This window comes from Massilia cellulosiltytica (genome assembly GCF_047325105.1).
In the GTDB taxonomy this organism is placed as follows: Bacteria; Pseudomonadota; Gammaproteobacteria; order Burkholderiales; family Burkholderiaceae_D; genus Telluria; species Telluria orientalis.
The window spans coordinates 2,999,328-3,016,453 of record NZ_CP168562.1 but is presented as its reverse complement, the minus strand read 5'-3'; the positions used below and the strand labels follow the sequence as shown (position 1 = coordinate 3,016,453).

At 67.5% G+C, this 17,126-nt stretch carries 13 protein-coding genes; 8 read left to right on the top strand and 5 right to left on the bottom strand.

The annotated features are described in order from the left end of the window. The first annotated feature begins 68 nt into the window (after nt 1-68). A complete protein-coding gene (locus ACEN9H_RS13205; protein WP_413675122.1) occupies nt 69-422 on the top strand; it encodes a translation initiation factor Sui1 in 354 nt (117 codons plus the stop codon). Here the strand turns inward: ACEN9H_RS13205 and ACEN9H_RS13200 are convergent, their stop codons facing one another. The 3 genes from ACEN9H_RS13200 to ACEN9H_RS13190 all read right to left on the bottom strand — a co-directional run bounded on the left by ACEN9H_RS13200 (nt 423) and on the right by ACEN9H_RS13190 (nt 4,215). Continuing rightward, complete coding sequence (locus tag ACEN9H_RS13200) at nt 423-2,807, bottom strand: DNA polymerase II (RefSeq protein ID WP_413675121.1); 2,385 nt, start codon at nt 2,805-2,807, stop codon at nt 423-425. It lies immediately after the preceding gene. Next, on the bottom strand, nt 2,800-3,597 hold the full coding sequence (locus tag ACEN9H_RS13195; RefSeq protein ID WP_413675120.1) for a ferritin-like domain-containing protein: 798 nt from the start codon (nt 3,595-3,597) through the stop codon (nt 2,800-2,802). Before ACEN9H_RS13195 ends, ACEN9H_RS13200 begins: the two co-directional genes overlap by 8 nt. Before the next feature lie 63 nt (nt 3,598-3,660). Continuing rightward, complete coding sequence (locus ACEN9H_RS13190; protein WP_413675119.1) at nt 3,661-4,215, bottom strand: hypothetical protein; 555 nt, start codon at nt 4,213-4,215, stop codon at nt 3,661-3,663. Between the two features lie 274 nt (nt 4,216-4,489). Here ACEN9H_RS13190 and ACEN9H_RS13185 point away from each other — a divergent pair, with 274 nt between their 5' ends. The 5 genes from ACEN9H_RS13185 to ACEN9H_RS13165 all read left to right on the top strand — a co-directional run bounded on the left by ACEN9H_RS13185 (nt 4,490) and on the right by ACEN9H_RS13165 (nt 13,242). Next, nucleotides 4,490-5,494, top strand: a complete 1,005-nt coding sequence (locus tag ACEN9H_RS13185) for an arabinogalactan endo-beta-1,4-galactanase (RefSeq protein WP_413675118.1) — start codon at nt 4,490-4,492, stop codon at nt 5,492-5,494. 29 nt (nt 5,495-5,523) lie between these two features. Then, entirely contained in the window at nt 5,524-7,191 is a 1,668-nt protein-coding gene (locus tag ACEN9H_RS13180) for a sodium:solute symporter family transporter (protein ID WP_413675117.1), read from the top strand. 241 nt (nt 7,192-7,432) lie between these two features. After that, nucleotides 7,433-10,051 carry a TonB-dependent receptor gene (locus tag ACEN9H_RS13175; protein ID WP_413675116.1) on the top strand — a complete coding sequence of 873 codons (2,619 nt, stop codon included), beginning with the start codon at nt 7,433-7,435 and terminating at the stop codon, nt 10,049-10,051. Next, nucleotides 10,051-12,495 (top strand): beta-galactosidase, encoded by a 2,445-nt coding sequence (locus ACEN9H_RS13170; RefSeq protein WP_413675115.1) that lies wholly within the window; start codon nt 10,051-10,053, stop codon nt 12,493-12,495. The genes ACEN9H_RS13175 and ACEN9H_RS13170 overlap by 1 nt, the downstream gene beginning before the upstream one ends. Before the next feature lie 270 nt (nt 12,496-12,765). Further along, nucleotides 12,766-13,242: a hypothetical protein gene (locus ACEN9H_RS13165; RefSeq protein WP_371769179.1), complete on the top strand. Its 477-nt coding sequence runs from the start codon at nt 12,766-12,768 to the stop codon at nt 13,240-13,242. Here the strand turns inward: ACEN9H_RS13165 and ACEN9H_RS13160 are convergent. Beyond that, nucleotides 13,211-14,803 (bottom strand): glycoside hydrolase family 28 protein, encoded by a 1,593-nt coding sequence (locus tag ACEN9H_RS13160; RefSeq protein ID WP_413675114.1) that lies wholly within the window; start codon nt 14,801-14,803, stop codon nt 13,211-13,213. The two genes, ACEN9H_RS13165 and ACEN9H_RS13160, sit on opposite strands and share 32 nt — an antisense overlap. Before the next feature lie 134 nt (nt 14,804-14,937). Between ACEN9H_RS13160 and ACEN9H_RS13155 the strand changes: the two genes are divergently transcribed. Next, the gene (locus tag ACEN9H_RS13155) at nt 14,938-15,525 is read left to right on the top strand and encodes a LysE family translocator (protein ID WP_413675113.1); all 588 of its coding nucleotides are present in this window, start codon (nt 14,938-14,940) and stop codon (nt 15,523-15,525) included. Between the two features lie 3 nt (nt 15,526-15,528). On the opposite strand, the gene ACEN9H_RS13150 is transcribed toward ACEN9H_RS13155, so the two are convergent. Beyond that, nucleotides 15,529-16,353 carry an AraC family transcriptional regulator gene (locus ACEN9H_RS13150; protein ID WP_413675112.1) on the bottom strand — a complete coding sequence of 275 codons (825 nt, stop codon included), beginning with the start codon at nt 16,351-16,353 and terminating at the stop codon, nt 15,529-15,531. 129 nt (nt 16,354-16,482) lie between these two features. On the opposite strand from ACEN9H_RS13150, the gene ACEN9H_RS13145 reads away from it, so the two are divergent. Further along, nucleotides 16,483-16,668, top strand: a complete 186-nt coding sequence (locus tag ACEN9H_RS13145) for a hypothetical protein (RefSeq protein WP_413675111.1) — start codon at nt 16,483-16,485, stop codon at nt 16,666-16,668. Nucleotides 16,669-17,126 lie beyond the last annotated feature (458 nt).

Sequence of the window (17,126 nt, the reverse complement as noted above, 5' to 3'; positions counted from 1 at the left end):
ATTTACATTAGTGCACGACCGGGATGGGCTGGTAAACTCACGGGAATAGCCATCACTCACGACACACCATGAAGCATTCGAACGGAGGCCTCGTCTATTCCACCGAGAGCGGCCGCATGTGCCCCGCCTGCCGGCAACCGGTGACCGCGTGCGCCTGCAAGACCGGCACGGCACCGGTCGGCGACGGCAACGTGCGCGTCGCGCGCCAAACGAAGGGCCGGGGCGGCAAGGCCGTCACGCTCGTCAAGGGCCTGGCGCTCGATGCCGCCGCCCTCGCCGCGCTGGGAAAGGCGTTGCGCACCGCGTGCGGTTCCGGCGGGACCGTGAAGGATGGCGTGATCGAGGTCCAGGGCGACCACTGCGACCGCCTCATGGAAGAACTCACGAAGCTCGGCCACCGGCCGAAGCGCGCCGGCGGTTGATCAGAACAGCGCGCCCTGCGGACTGGTGAGCCTCGTGAAACTGTCGTTCATAAACGGCAGGATGCCGTCCGCGACGGGCTCCAGCTGCTTCGTCAGGTAGTGTTCGTAGTCGATGGGCGTGCGGCTCGTGTCCAGCGTCTCCAGCGGTTCCGGTCCCGCCGTCGTCATCACGTAGCGGATCCAGCCGCCGTTGCGGTATTGCGCGGGCCGGCCCTGGCGCACGTGGAACTCGTCGGCCGCGCGCGCCGCGCGCACGTGCGGCGGCACGTTGCGTTCGTACTCCACCAGCGGGCGGCGCAGCCGCTTGCGGTACACGAGCTGCTCGTCCATGTCGCCCCGGAGGGTGCGCGCCACGTAGTCACGCACATAGTCCTCGTACGGCTCGCCGCGAAACACGCGCCCGTACAGCTCCTGCTGGAAGGCCTGCGCGAGCGGCGTCCAGTCCGTGCGCACCGTCTCCAGGCCCTTGAACACGAGGTCGTCGTTGCCGTCCTTGCGGCGCACGAGGCCCGCGTAGCGCTTCTTGCTGCCCTCTTCCGAGCCGCGCACGGTGGGCATCAGGAACCGGCGGAAATGGGTTTCGTATTCGAGTTCGAGCGCGCTGTCCAGGCGCAGTTCGTTGCGCAGATGGTCGCGCCACCATGCGTTCACATGGTCGACGAGCGCGCGGCCGATGCGTGCCGCGGCGTCGTCCGCATGCGCGCGCCCGAGCCACACGAACGTGGAATCCGTGTCGCCGTAGATCACCTGGTAGCCCTGCGCCTCGATCAGTTCGCGCGTGCGGTGCATGATCTCGTGGCCGCGCATCGTGATCGACGACGCCAGGCGCGAGTCGAAGAACCGGCACGCCGTCGTGCCGAGCACCCCGTACATCGAGTTCATGATGATTTTTAAAGCCTGCGACAGCGGCGCGTTGCGTTCGCGCTTGGCGGCGTCGCGGCCCTGCCACACACGCGTGACGATGCCGGGCAGGCAGTGCTGCGTGCGCGAGAAGCGCGCGCCGCGGAAGCCCGGCACCGTGTCCGCTTCCGGCTCCTCGAGGCCCGCGACGAGCCCCACCGGATCGATCAGGAACGTGCGGATGATCGACGGGTACAGGCTTTTATAGTCCAGCACGAGCACCGAGTCGTACAGCCCGGAGCGCGAATCCATCACGAACCCGCCGGGACTGTCCGCACCCGGCACGTCGCCGATGTTCGGCGCCACGCGGCCCAGCCGGTGCATCAGCGGGATGTACGCATGCTCGAACGCGGCGACGGAACCGCCGCTGCGGTCGGCCGAAAGACCCGTCACGCTGGCGCGCTCCAGCAGGAAGGTCATCAGCTCCGATTTCGCGAAGATGCGCGTGACGAGCACGCAGTCCTGCAGGTTGTACGTCGCGAGCGCCGGCTTGTCCTCGGCGAACATGCGGTCGATCTCCGCCATGCGGTCGTACGGATTGTCGATCGCCTTGCCCTCGCCCAGCAGGCTTTGCGCCACGTGCTCCAGCGAGAACGACGGGAAGCTCCACGTGGCCCCGCGCAGCGCCTCGATGCCGTCGATGACGAGGCGCCCGGCGACGCCGGCGAAGTAATGCTCCTGCCGGCCGCCGTGTTCGCGCCATTCGATCGCGCCGCCGTCGCGGCCGAGGCGCAGCGGGCGTTGCATCTGCTGCGCATGCTGCTGCAGCACGCGCAGGTCGAACTGGACGAGGTTCCAGCCGATGATCGCGTCCGGGTCGAAGCGTTGGATCCAGTCTTCCAGCCGGTCGAGCAGGTCGCGCCGCGTGGCGACGACCTCGTAGTCGAAATCGAGTCCCGACGCATCGCCGTTGGCCGGGCCAAGCATCCAGACCTGGCGCTGGCCGCAGCCCTCCAGCGCGATCGAACGCAGCTCACCCTGCATCGTCGTCTCGATGTCGAGCGAGACGGTCGACAGCGCCGGGCGATAGTCCTGCGCCGGCGTCAGGCGCGCATCCACGACGAGCCGCGCATCGTGCGGATCGGGCGTGCCCGTGAACGTGACGGGCGCCATGATGAAGCGCTCCATCAGGTAGCGTTCGGGCGGGCGAATGTCCGCTTCGTAGACGTCGATACCGTGCTCGCGCAGGCGCTTTTCCAGGCGCAGCAGGTGGCGGTACTGCGTGCAGTACAGGCCCAGCACGGGACGGTGGCGGAAGTCGCACAGCGACAGCTCGCGCAGTTCCGCGCCCCGTTCGCGTGCGAGCAGCAGCCGCGCGGTGTCGCCCTGCTCCGCGGGGATGAACGCAACGGCTGGCTGCGGCGCGAGACGCACGCGCCGTGGCCCATCCGGCGTCGCGAGCCAGAATTCGACCTCGACCCCGGCGTCCGTATCGCGCCAGTGGCGCGTCAGCAGGAAACCCTGCGTGTCCATGGCATCAGGCATGCGCGAGTCGGGCCAGCTCCGCCTCGGTGAAACCGGCCTGGCGGCGCGCTTCCACGTTGAAGGGGCCCTTCAGAACGGGCGCCTTGTACTGCACCGTCAGCGCATCGTAGGTGGCGACCGGTTCCAGGCCGCGCTGGGCGCAGAGATAAAAATACCAGCGGTTGCCGATTTCCACGTGGCCCACCTCGTCCCGCAGCAGCACGTCGAGGATGCGCGCGGCCGCGTCGTCGCCGGCCTGCGCCAGCTTCGCGCGCAGCGGCGGGATGGCATCCAGGCCGCGCGCTTCCATCGTGCGCGGCACGAGGGCCATGCGCGCGAGGACGTCGCCGCTCGTCTTGGCGACCATCTCCCACAGGCTGTCGTGGCCGGGAAAATCGCCATAGGCCCAGCCGAGCGTGCGCAGATGCGCCGCCAGCAGCGTGAAATGATGGGCTTCCTCGGCCGCGACGCGCAGCCAGTCCGTGTAGTAGGCGTCCGGCATGCCCGGGAAGCGCCAGATCGCGTCCAGCGCGAGGTTGACGGCATTGAACTCGATGTGGGCCAGCGCGTGGACGAGCATTGCGCGGCCTTCATCCGTCGCCATCGAGCGGCGGCCGACGAGGCGCGGCGGCACGAGTTCCGGCCGCGCGGGACGGCCGGGAATGACCGCGTCGCCCGCCTTCAGCATGGCGGCGCTGTCGAGCGGCACCGCCCCGGCGCGGCAAGCGTCGGCCAGCGCGGCCACGCCCGCCGTCTTGGCAGCGGCATCCGTCTCGATCAGTAATTCCAGCGCGCGGTCGCGAAGCGCCATCGTGGTCCTCTGCGGCAAAAGGCGGCAGTTTACCATTCGGCGCCCCAGGGCGCGAGACCGCCCTTACTGTTGCTGCTGCTGGACCGGCACCGTGCTGCCTTGCGGCGGCTGGTCGGGCGCGCGGTTGTCCGACGGGTCCACGCGCGGCGGCGGCAGCCCGCCCGTCTGGCCCGCGCTCGGCGGCATCGCGTCGTCCTTGCCGTCGACGGTGCCCGCGCCCGAACCGGTCGCGCCCATGCTGGAGCTGCCGTAAGCAGTGCTGCCGGACGACTGCTCAGGCGTCGCCGGGGCCGTCGTCGTGGAGACGACGCGCTCCGTCACCTCGCCGCGCGGGGCCTGGGCCAGCAGCCGCGGCGCGTTCGTCATGTCGCGTTGATAGATCTGGCGCGCTTCCTTCAGGCAGGACGTACGGTGGGCGGACGATTTCTTCCTGCACGCCGTCTGCTGCTCGGCGTACGCCGCGTTGATTTCCTTCTTCAGCGTGGCCATGCGCTGGGCTTTGGTCTTGTCGCCCTGCGTCCACCGCGCCGGATCTTTTGCCGCCATCGCGGGCGAACCGGCCGCGCACAGCGCGCACGCCAGCGCGACGCCGCGCAGGATACATGTTGCTTTGCTCATCTCGACCTCCTGATTCCAATAAGGCGACGCCGACCGGCGTCAGCCGGAACCCCGCCCGGATCGACGGGTACGGGACCAGTATAGTGCGAGTGTCTGGATGACCTGCGTTCCTTTCCCCTTGTCAAATGAATACCGGATGTTTCAACGGAAACATTGCCGCCATACGAATATTTCATAGGTGACGCGAAAAATGGATAGGGTGCGCATGGCTTTTCCTGCCTAGAATCCCGGTTTGCTGCCAGCATGACAATAACGATAACGACTACGGAGACCGATGAAGCACGCCTTTTCCGCCCTCGCGGCCTGTCTTGTGCTCGGCGCTCCCTGCGCGCGCGCGGCCGACACGCACTTCGCCAAGGGGGCCGACGTCGGCTGGGTCAGCGAAATGGAAGCGGCCGGCCGGGTGTTCCGCAACCGCGACGGCAAGACCGGCGACCTGTATGCCATCCTGAAGGAACAGGGCATGGACGCCATCCGCCTGCGCGCGTGGGTGAACCCGCAGGACGGCTGGAACGGCACGGCGGACGTCGTCGCGAAAGCGAAGCGCGCCACAGCCGCCGGCATGCGCGTCATGATCGATTTCCATTACAGCGATTCCTGGGCCGACCCGCAGCAGCAGACGAAACCGAAGGCCTGGGCCGGCTACACCGTGCCGCAACTGGCCGACGCCGTCGCGGCGCACACGCGCTCCGTGCTGATCGCCCTGCGCGATGCGGGCGTCACGCCCACCTGGGTCCAGGTCGGCAACGAGACCCGGACCGGCCTGCTGTGGCCCGAAGGCGACGCAACGAAGCACATGGACAACTACGCGCGCTTCGTCGACAGCGGCTACGGCGCCGTCAAGCAGGTGTTCCCGGACGCGATCGTGATCGTCCATGTCGACAACTGCCACGACAACGCCACGTTCCGCTGGAACTTCGACGGCCTGAAGGCGCACGGCGCGCGCTTCGACATGATCGGCGTGTCGTCGTACCCGACGACCGCAAAGAACCACACGTGGCAAAGCGCCACGGCCGCCTGCCTCGCCAACCTCAACGACATGGTGCACCGCTATGGCAAGCCGGTGATCCTGTCGGAGGTCGGCGTGCCCTGGGACCACCCGGACGGCAAGGCGGTCATCGCCGACCTGATCGCCAAGGCGCGCGCCGTCGATGGCGGCATGGGACGCGGCGTGTTTTATTGGGAGCCCGAGGCTTACGACTGGAAGGGCTATCCGATGGGCGCCTTTGACCGCGGCGGCAAGCCGACCGCGATCATGGACGCCTTCCTGGAGCGCTGAAACGCGCGAATCACAACCGAGACAAACCTATGAATCTGATTTCCCGCCTCGACACCATTGTCTTCCTGTTCTACTTCGTCGTCGTCGCCGGCTACGGCCTGTGGGTCTACCGCCGCAAGAAGAGCGCCAACACCTCCGCCTCGCACGACTACTTCCTGGCCGAAGGCTCGCTCACCTGGTGGGCCATCGGCGCCTCGCTGATCGCGTCCAACATCTCCGCCGAGCAGTTCATCGGCATGAGCGGTTCGGGCTTCCGCATCGGCATGGCCATCGCCGTGTACGAACTGATGGCCGCCGCCACGCTCGTCATCGTCGCCGTGTTCTTCATGCCGGTCTACCTGAAGAACCACATCTACACGATGCCCCAGTTCCTCGAACAGCGCTACGGCAAGGCCGTCGCCACGACGATGGCGCTGTTCTGGCTCGGCCTGTACGTCGTCGTCAACCTGACCTCGATCCTGTACCTGGGCGCGCTGGCCATCGGCAGCGTCACCGGCATCGGCGTGCTGCCCTGCATGCTGTTCCTCGCCGTCTTCGCCGCCATCATCACCCTGGGCGGCATGAAGGTCATCGGCTACACGGACGTCATCCAGGTGACCTGCCTCGTGATCGGCGGCCTCGTGACCACGTGGCTGGCGCTGGACCTCGTCGCCAAACTCGGCAACGGCCACGGCGCGCTGCAAGGCTTCTCGACCCTGTACAACTCGACCCGCGACCACTTCGAGATGGTGCTGGGCCGCGACAACCCGAACTACATGGACCTGCCGGGCCTGTCCACGCTGATCGGCGGCATGTGGATCGTGAACCTGAACTACTGGGGCTGCAACCAGTACATCACGCAGCGCGCGCTGGGCGCCGACCTGCCGACCGCCCGCAAAGGCCTGCTGTTCGCCGCGTTTCTGAAACTGCTGATGCCGGTCATCGTCGTCATGCCGGGTATCGCCGCGTTCGCGCTGGACCGCTCCGGCGCGCTGGGCGATGCGATGCGCGTCGGCGGCGAACTGAATCCGGACCGCGCCTACCCCACCCTGCTGGCACTGCTGCCGTCGGGCCTGAAAGGCATCGCGTTCGCGGCGCTGACCGCGGCCGTCGTCGCGTCGCTGGCCGGCAAGGCCAACTCGATCGCCACGATCTTCACGCTGGACATCTATCAGAAGCGCCTCCACCCGAACGTCACCGAGCAGAAGATGGTGTGGATCGGCCGCATGACCGTCGTCGTGTCGATGCTGCTGGCCGTCGTGATCGCCCCGCTGATGGGCATCGACAAGAAAGGCGGCTTCCAGTACATCCAGGAATACACGGGCTTCGTCTCGCCGGGCATCCTGGCCATGTTCCTGCTGGGCTTCTTCTGGAAAAAGACCACGTCCAGCGCCGCGATGTTCGCGACCGTGGGCGGTCTCGTGTTCTCGATCATCCTGAAGTTCCTGCCGGGGATGATGGACCTGTCCTTCCTCGCCCCGATCGGCTTCGCCCACGACAACGGCAGCGGTGTCTACGAGATCCCGTTCCTGGACCGCATGTTCATCGTGTTCTGGCTGGTCGTCGCCGGCATGGTCCTGCTCAGCACCGTGTTCGCCCGCGGCAAGGTGAAGGGACTGATCGTCGACACCAAGCTGTTCAAGGTCGATGGCGCGTTTGCCCTGGGCTCGGCCGTCATCTGCGTGGTGCTGGCCACCATCTACGGCATGTGGTGGTAATCACGTCCACATGATGACGAGGCAGCCTACGGGCTAGCAAAGGACAGCCCCCCAGGCTGTCCTTTTTTTTTATGTTTTTCACCAGGGTATATCAACTTCGTATATACGCTGGTGAAAAACACAATGGTTGTGCTCCTTGCAACGCGACAGAATGCCGGTCAGTCGCTTGATTGGTTCGCTCGACGCACCAACAAAGTCGACAACAACACATAAGTCTAAACGACAAAAGCAAGGAGATTACATGCAGCAGAAAACCCTGAGCGTACTCGTACGCTCGCTCTTCCCATTGTTGGCCCTCCCCGCAATCCCCGCCCTCGCCCAGCAAGCCGCACCGGCCGAACCGCCCGCCGGCGGCGACACCGCCGTGCAGCAGGTCGTCGTGTCCGGCATCCGCGCGTCCGTGCGCAGCGCCCTCTCCGTCAAGGAGAACTCCAACAGCATGGTCGAAGTCGTCGCCTCCGAAGACATCGGCAAACTGCCCGACACCACCATCGCCGAATCGCTGGCGCGCCTGCCGGGCCTCGCCGCCGGTCTCGATCGCGGCAACGCGAGCCAGATCGTCGCGCGCGGCATGGGCGAACGCTTCATCGGCGCCACGCTGAACGGCCGCGAACTCGCTTCGTCCGAGCCGAACCGCGCCGTGCGCTTCGAGCAGTTCCCGTCCGAGTCGCTCTCGGGCGCCATCGTCTACAAGACGCAGAACGCCGACCTGGTCGAAGGCGGCGTCGCGACGACCATCGACCTGCAGACCGTGCAGCCGCTGAAGTACAACGGCCGCCAGGCGTCGCTGAAGGCCGACGCGCTGTACTACCCGCTGGCGAAGGACGTCGACGCGCAGACCGTGCGCCCGCGCCTGGGCGGCATCTGGATCGACCAGTTCGCGAACCGGAGCGTAGGCGCGGCCGTCGCGTTCAGCTACCAGAAGCAGCCATCGATCGAGGAACGCAAGAACCACTGGGGCTTCAACGAAGACCATTCGGCCGACCTGAATGGCGACGGCAAGGTCGACAAGACGCCGTGGGGCTTCGAGGATGAACTGAAGAGCGGCACCAATGAACGCAGCAGCGTGCTGGGCAAGCTGGAATGGAAGGCGAGCCCGGATGCCCTGATCACGGCCGACCTGTACTTCGCCCGCAACAAGATCCGCGAACCGAGCGTGCAGCACTGGACCGGCGACGTCGGCAACTGGGACGGCTGGCAGACCGGGAATTACTCGAACGTCGACATCCGCAACGGCTACGTCACCGGCGCGACCGTCAAGGACGTCAGCCTGACCACGCACAGCACGCGCTGGATCCAGAACATGGACAACTTCGCCGGTGGCCTGAACGGCAAGTTCAACGTGGGCGACTGGAAGGTCGAAGCGGACGTCGCGACGTCGCGCGCCAGCCGCGCCAGCCAGTGGGCCGACGTGCGCAATACCACCGCGAACAACGGCACCCTGTCGTGGGCCTTCACCGGCAACGAGCAGCAATCGTATTCGTACAGCCAGGACACGGGCAACCTCGCGACGTTCGGCGCGCCATCGCTATACATCGACAACGACGGCCACGTGCACGACCGCCTCGATTCCGCGCAGCTGAGCGGCGCGCTGCCGCTCGACCTGGGCCCCGTCAGCCGCCTCAAGATCGGCGCGCGCTTCGCCGACCGCGAGAAGTCCTACCGCCAGACCACGTGGAACATCTCGCCGAACAATGCGGCGATCCCGGCCTCGGCGTACACGACCATCAACGTGCCGGGCTACTTCCCCGCGCTGATGCTGAACGATTTCGAAGGCACCGTGTCCTCCACGTTCGGTCCGGGCGCCCTCGATGCGGGCGGCCGCACGCCGACCGCGAACGACCTGCTGGCCGGCTGGCGCGTCAAGGAGCGCACGAGCGCCCTGTACGCGCAGGCGGACCTGGACGGCGAGATGTTCGGCCTGAAGTACCGCGGCAATGCGGGCGTACGCGTGCTGCACACCAGCCAGACGGGCGAAGGCATGGAGTCCGTCAACGGCGCCGCGCCGACGGCGGTGTCGGGCGGCGCGTCGTACACGAAGGCCCTGCCGAGCATGAACCTGATCTTCGGCCTCGACGAAGAACAGAAGCACCAGGTGCGCTTCTCGCTGGCCCGCGCCATGTCGCGCGCGCCGATGGACGAGATGCGCGCGTCGCGCCAGATCTCGATGGACACGACGCCGGGCTCGCAGCAGCCGCTGACGGGCAGCGCCGGCAATCCGGGCCTGCTGCCGATGATGGCCAACCAGGCCGACCTCGCGTACCAGTGGTACTTCGACAAGGGCTCGCTGTTCTCGGCCGCGCTGTTCTACAAGCAGATCGGCAGCTACATCGGCATCACGACCGACACGACGACCATCGGCAACCGCCAGGCGGTCATCACCCGCTCCATCAACGGCGAAGGCGGCTACGTACGCGGCCTCGAACTGGTGTACCAGCACGCGTTCACACGCCTGCCGGCACCGTTCGACGGCCTGGGCGTCGCCGCGAACTGGTCGTACAACGAGAGCGACATCCACGAGTACACGAATGACTACCCGATGGAAGGCCTGATGCGCAACAACGGCGGCGTCACGCTCTGGTACGAAAAGAACGGCTTCGAGGCCCGCCTGTCCGCCAACTACCACAGCCCGTTCGTGCGCATGCCCCGCTGGACGGCCGGCTACATGGCGGAAAACGGCGAGGAGACCTACGTCACCGCGAACTTCTCGTACTACCTGACGCCGCAGTTGCAACTGCGCGTGGGCCTGGACAACATCACGAACCAGAAAGTGGTCTACACGCAGAACGCGAACGCGTACATGCAGAACGTGATGGAATACGGCCGCCGCTACAACGTGGGCCTCTCGTACAAGTTCTGATGATGACGATCACCCGACCCACGCTGCTCCGCGCCGCCCTGCTGCTGGCCTTCGCCGGCCCCGCCATGGCGGGCGCGGAACAACTCCTCACCGTCGACGCGACCGCGCCGGCACCCGATCCGCGCACCGGCTACGTCAAACTGGGCACGGCGACGGCGCCGGGCGGCCACACGCTCGGCATCAACAACCAGTACCTCACGCGCGACGGCAAACCCTGGCTGCCGGTGATGGGCGAGTTCCACTACACGCGCAGCCCGGCCGCCGGCTGGGATGCGGAACTCGCCAAGATGAAATCGGCCGGCATCGACATCGTCGCCACCTACATCATCTGGAACCACCATGAAGCGGCCGAAGGAAAATTCGACTGGTCCGGCAACCGCGACCTGCGCCGCTTCGTGCAGCTCGCGCACAAGCACGGCCTGGACGTCGTCGTGCGCGTCGGCCCGTGGTCGCACGCCGAGGTGCGCTACGGCGGCTTCCCGGACTGGGTGGTCGACGCGATGCCCACGCGCGGGAACGATCCGACCTACCTGCGCTTCGTCGAGCGTTACTATCGCGAGATCGGGCGCCAGCTGGACGGACTGCTGTACAAGCAGGGCGGCCCAGTCATCGGCGCCCAGATCGAGAACGAGTACAACCTGGCCGGCCCGGGCCGCGGCGCGGAGCACATCCGCACGCTGAAGGATCTTGCCGTGAAGGCGGGCATCGACGTGCCCTACTACACCGTCACAGGTTGGGACCAGACCTTGTACCCGTCGGGCGAAGTGACGCCGGTGTTCGGCGGCTATCCGGACGAACCGTGGGCGACGAGCACGAAGGAACTGCCGCCCAAGGAAACGTACGCGTTCCGGTTCGACACGCGCGTCAGCGGCGACCTCGGTGCGCAGACCCGCGCGAGCCAGCAGGGCACGGCGGAAACGGACATGGACAAGACCCCGTTCCTCGGCGCGGAATACGGCGCGGGCCTGCCCGCGATGTACCGCCGCCGCACGCTCGTATCAAGCGACGACATCGCCTCGATGCTCCCTGTGCAGTTGGGCTCCGGCGTCAACCTGATGGGGTACTACATGTTCCACGGCGGGCGCAATCCCGTCGGCGGCACGACCCTGGAAGAGAGTACGAAGAGCGGTGGCTACAACGACGTCCCCGCGATCAACTACGACTTCAACGCCCCGCTGGGCCCGGACGGCCAGCAGCGCGACGTGCTGGCCAGCCTGCGTCCGTTCCACTGGTTCCTGCACGACTTCGGCGCGCGCCTGGCGCCGATGACCGTGCGCAAACCGGACGTGGTGCCGAAGGATCCCGCCGACCTGGGCCCTCCCCGCTGGTCCGTGCGCAGCCGCGGCGATGCCGCGTTCCTGTTCTACGATGGGCACATCCGCCAGTATCCGACGCCGGCGCGCGAGCAGGTCCGCTTCGCGGTCAAGCTGCCCGGCGGCACGGTGACGCTGCCCCGCCGACCCGTCGACCTGCCGGCCGGCGCGTACTTCGCCTGGCCCGTCAATTTCGACTTGGGTGACGAGCGCGGCCAGCGCCTGACGTATGCGACCGCGCAGCCGCTCGCGCAGCTCGATGACGGCACGTGGGTGTTCGCGGCGCAGGACGGCGTCCCCGTCGAATTCGCGTTCGGCGAAAAAGCCCGCGGTTGCGTGCAGGCCCCGCATGCGCACGTCGACGAGGGTGCGAACCAGGTCGTCGTGGACGGCATCCGGCCCGGCCTCGATGCGGCGTTCACGCTGCGCTGCCCGGGCGCGACGCCGCTGACGGTGCTCGTGCTGTCGCAGGCGCAGGCGCGCCAGGCGGCGATCGGCACGTTCCAGGGCCGGCGCCGGCTCGTGCTCAGCGAGGCGCAGGCGTACTTCGACGGCGGGCGGCTCGTACTGCGCAGCGCGGGCCAGCCGCACGTGCGCGCGGCCGTCTATCCATCGACGACGCTGAAGAGCGCAGGTCGCGACGGCCTGTTCCAGGTGTTCGACACGACGCTGCCGACGCGCGCCGTGGCGGTGGCCGTCAAACCGCTGCGCGACGCCCAGCCGGCACGCCAGGTCCGCATCGGCGGCAACGCCAACGCGGCGGTGCAGCCGGATCCGGAAGCATTCGGCGCGTCGGCCGCGTGGCTGCTCGACGTCGGGGCGGCGAACCGGTCGAAGGACGTGGACAGCCTGCTGCTCGACATCGACTTCACGGGCGACGTGGCCCGCCTGTTCGACGGCACGCGCATGGTCGACGACTGGTATTACAACGGCCAGCGCTGGCAATTCGACCTGGGTAACCTGCCGCAGAAACGCCAGGGTCCGCTGACCTTGACCGTGCTGCCGCTGCGCGCGGATGCGCCGATCTACCTGCCGCGCGAGCATCGTCCGGACTTCGGCGGCAAGCCGCAGCTGGCCGAGCTGAAGGGCGTGAAGGTGGTGCCGGTCTACCGCGTGTTGATCGGCAAGTAGTCGATACCCCCACCGGTGGGGCGTGACCGTCCATGGCGCGAATGTCAAGATGCGCGCCATGGACACGTCAACCACAGGAACCATCCCGCTCCCGCGGCGCGGCGCAACGCTCGATACGGTCGAGCGTTGCGTCGTCAGCGCCGCACGGTGCCTGCTCGAACAGCAGCTGGGCTTCGTCCCGGCGTGGGCGGTACTCGGGGATTACCTCGGCAGCGTTGGCGTGCGTGTCATCGCAACTTTGGCCCGTGCCGTCACTTCCCGAGGAGAACCATGATCTTTCACGCTTCCATCCCCGCGCGCGATCCGGAGCGCGTCGCCGCCGTCATTGCCGAAATCTGGGGCGGCCAGTCGTTCCGCTTCCCGCCCTGGCCCGGCGCGTGGGTCGCGATGGCCGGCGACGTGCGCGGGTCGATGGTCGAGGTCTATCCGCACACGCTGCCGATGGCGCCGGGGAACGGCGCCGGGATGGCCCGGCCGCATCCGGACGCCGCCCCGCGCCCATACGCCTGCTTCCACCTGGCCATCGCGACCGAACGCTCCGTCGAGGAGATCGTCGCGATCGGCCGGCGCGAAGGCTGGCGCGCCGTGCCCTGCTCGCGCGGCGGCGTGTTCGACGTCGTCGAGCTGTGGCTCGAGAATGGCCTGATGTTCGAGGTGCTGACGCCCGAGATGCAGCACGATTACCGCAAGGGCGTGAACCTGGACATGTGGCGCATCACCCGCGCGGAGGAACCGATGCCGGCCTGACCCGCCGTATGGCCGGCACGCCGGCGGCGCGTCCGAGCCGCACGTGGTCGAAGCGCTCGTCTTTCACGTCGTCCAGCACGATGGGCGGCCGCGCATCCGGCGCCGCCGTGCGCAGGTCGGCGTGATGCACCTCCACGTTGCGTGCATGGCGCACGTACAGGCCGTAGGCCGGCGTCACGCCGAACATGCTCGGTTCCGGATAATGGTCCGGTACCTCGGGCGGCACACGGCGCGCATCCGCCGCCGTGCCCCCGCCGCCGTACACGATCGTGATGTTCGACAGCCGCACGTCCTCGACGGGCGCTTCCGGCAGGCCGGCCACGATAGCCGCGTACGGCGCATTCGCCTGCGACGCGACCACGTTGCTGATGTTAACCCGCCGGATCGCCCCGACGCGTGTGCCCGCGGGCGCGCGCATGCGCCGGCCCAGGCGGATGAACAGCGGCGCCGTCGTCAGGTCGCGCATGGCGAGATTGTCGACCGTGACGTCCTCGATGACGGCGCCGTCGACGCTTTCGATCGCCAGGCCGCGGCAATGCTCGAACACGCAATTCGCGATGACGATGTTGCGGAAGCCGCCGTTCGATTCCGTCCCCAGCTTGATGCGGCCGCACACGCCCTCCTCGTCCGGGGCTTTCAGCTGCGTCTTCTGGTAGGTGCCGTCCAGCAGCGTGCCGAGGTCGAAGCCCGAGACCTGGCAGCCCGTGATCGTCACGTGCTCCGTGTAGCGCGCGCGGCCCAACGCATAAGAACTCTTCAGGCAGATCGCGTCGTCGTTCGGCGTATTGACCGCGCAGTCGCTGATGCGGACATTCCGGCAGCAGTCGATATCGAAGCCGTCGCGCTCCGTGTCGACGGTGAGGTTCGCGATCGTCAGGTTGTCCACGCCCGTCGCCAGGACGGCAAAGTGGCCGCACTTGAGCATCGAGAAATCGCGCAGGAGCACGTTGCGGCAGTTCTTCAGCGCGATCGCCTTGTTGCCCTTGCCGTCCATCTCCGCGCCGAACACGGCGCCGGACTTCCTGCGCTCGCCCATCGGGTCCTTGCCGCCGAGCGAGGACGGCATGTCGCCGGCGTTGAGCGGCCGGTTCGCGCCCGGCCCCGAGCGCGTCAGGCCGCGGCCCCAGATGCGGCCCGGGCCCAGGATCGCCACGTCTTCGAGATCCTCGCCCCAGATCAGCGAGTTGTGCCAGTGGCTGTGGCCGAAGTCCTGGTAGGCATCGTGCGGGTTCGGTTCGGCCGGGTCGTAGCGGCCGTGGCCATCGGCCGGATCGGCCGCCAAGATCACGCTGCCGGCGTCGAGATGCAGCGCTACGCGGCTTTGCAGGCGGATCGAAAAGCTCAGGTAGCGGCCGGCCGGGAAACGCACCGTGCCGCCGCCGGCGGCGCTCGCCGCGGCGATGGCGGCATGGATTGCGTCCGTGTCGAGCGTGGTGCCGTCGCCGCGGGCGCCGAACGTACGCACGTCGAAGTCCGCGGCCAGCGCCGGTGCGCACACGGCTGCGCAAGCGGCGCCGAGGCCCTTCAGGAGGCGGCGCCGGGTCGTGTCGAAGGAAGTCATCGCATCACCATACCATCGCCACGGCGCGCCGAATGCGCAAGTTGCTGAGCAATTGGTTGGGTCATTTTTTTCAATACCGGCCCGCGTGCCGCCGCTATCGTCTGCCGCATCCCTCGACATGAAAGGAAACGCAGATGAGCATGTTCGCTTCGATGGCCGCTTTCGCCCTCGCCACCTCGATCTCTCCGGGCCCCGTCAACGTCGTCGCCCTCGGCAGCGGCGCCCGCCACGGCTTCACGGCCACTCTCGCCCACGTCACCGGCGCCACCGCCGGCTTCTGCCTGCTGCTCGTGCTGGCCGGGCTCGGGCTGCACGAAGTGGTCGCCGCCTGGCCGCAGGTGACGGACGTCGTGCGCTGGGCCGGCGTGGTCTTCCTGCTCTACATGGCGTGGAAACTGGCGGCCGACGCGGGCGAGCTGGATGCGGGCGAAACCGCGGCGCGGCCGACGATGCTGCAGGGCGCCGCCCTCCAATGGCTGAGTCCCAAGGCGTGGCTGGCCGCGCTGGCGGGCATGGGCACGTATGCGTCCGACGGCGCGGCGTCCTCCGTCTGGCTGTTCGCCGCGATCTACTTCGTCGTGTGCTGGCTGTCGGTCGCCGCGTGGGCCTGGGCCGGCAGCCGTTTGCAGGGCTACCTGCGCACGCCGCATCGGGTGCGCGTCTTCAACCGGACGATGGCCGGCATGCTCGTGGCGAGCGTCGTCTGGCTGGCTGCAGCCTGATGGTCAGTCGCGGTACTGGCCCGGCGTGGCGGCGGTCATCCGCTTGAACACGCGCTGGAAGTGGGCCTGGTCGGCAAAGCCCGTGTCGAGCGCGACCTCGGCGATGGGCGCGCCGGCCCGCAGCCGCGCCTTCGCGTACTGGATACGGCGGTTGGTCTGATATTCGTGCGGCGCGACGCCGTAGCGCTTCTTGAATGCGCGGATCAGGTAGGAGCCGGACAGGTTCGCCGCCTCGCACAAGTCCTGCAGCGGCAGGGCGTCCGCGAAATGCGCGTCGATGTGGCGCGCGACGCGTGCCACCTTCGGCGCGACGGCCTCCGGCATCGATCCGGGCGCGAGCTCGCCATCCAGTTGCGCGACGAAATCCACGACCGCGGCCTCGCGTTCGGCGGTGCCGCGGCGCGCATCCGCCAACACGGCGAACAGCCGCACGCCCGCCGCCACCAGGTGCGGCGCGCGCAACGCCGCCTGCGCGTACGGGCGGAACGCGGGATCCGCCAGGCCGCGTACGCGCGCCTGGACGCGGCCCAGCCACACGGGATCGAAGTAGAACATCACATAGGACCACGGTGCAGCGTCGACCGGATTGCAGCCGTGGACGTCGCCCGGATTGACGACGACGACGGCGCCCTGCTCCACCACCTCCGCATGCGCGCCGTTGACGTAGGTGCTGCGGCCGCCCGTGATGACGCCGACCGAATGCGTCTCGTGCCAGTGGCGCCCGTAGTGCAGGCCGCGACCGTCCGCGACGTGGCGCGCTTCGATGAACGGCAAGGCGGGGTCGCGCCAGAAGACCTGGGCGGCGGGATGGCGGTCGGGTCGGGGCATGATCGTGCGCATTGAAGATCGACCATCCATTCTAGCAGCCGTGACAAAGCGTGCATCTTTTCGTGACGCGATCCGGTAAGCTGCCGGCCGTCGACACTTCGGGAGCATCGCCGTGACAAGGATTCGAGCATGGCCACCCTTGCACCTGCCCTCGTCGGCCGCAGCGCGGAAGCGGACACGCAGATCCGTGAACTCGGGATCCTGTTCGATCCGGATGGGCGGGTGCGCAAATTCAGGTTGCAGGATATTCGTGTCCAACAGAATGCCTGGACATACAAGAACCGAACTGTTTTCAAGGTGAATCGATGGCGCTGATTAAACACGCGGGCGTGAATTGCACCGACGCCTACAACAGCATTTTTTCTGACGCTCACGTTCGTTGCGCGGGCGGGAGCAGCGTGCGGGACGAGCCGCATTTCGTACGGGACCTGATCTCGGAGCAGACCGTACGACGATTGAATGCCGAGTCGCCCAATCTGTACGACCAGAACGTCAACGCCGTGAATTTCCGGGCGACTTTCTTGCACGGTTCTCCGTATGCGAAGTTCACGGCTGGCCAAGAAAACCCGAGGTGCGAGCTCGCGGATGGGATGTTCGTCGTTTACGTCACCGAACCGGCGGGCAATGGAATACACAGGGTCACCCGCAGGGCCGCCTGCTTGCTGATGGTGAAGCGCTCCGGCGACCAGCTGCCCCTCACGTTCCCGTACGATCCCGTCAACGGTCCGGACCCGGTCGGCACCGATCATTCGCAGTTCTACCTGTTCCATCGA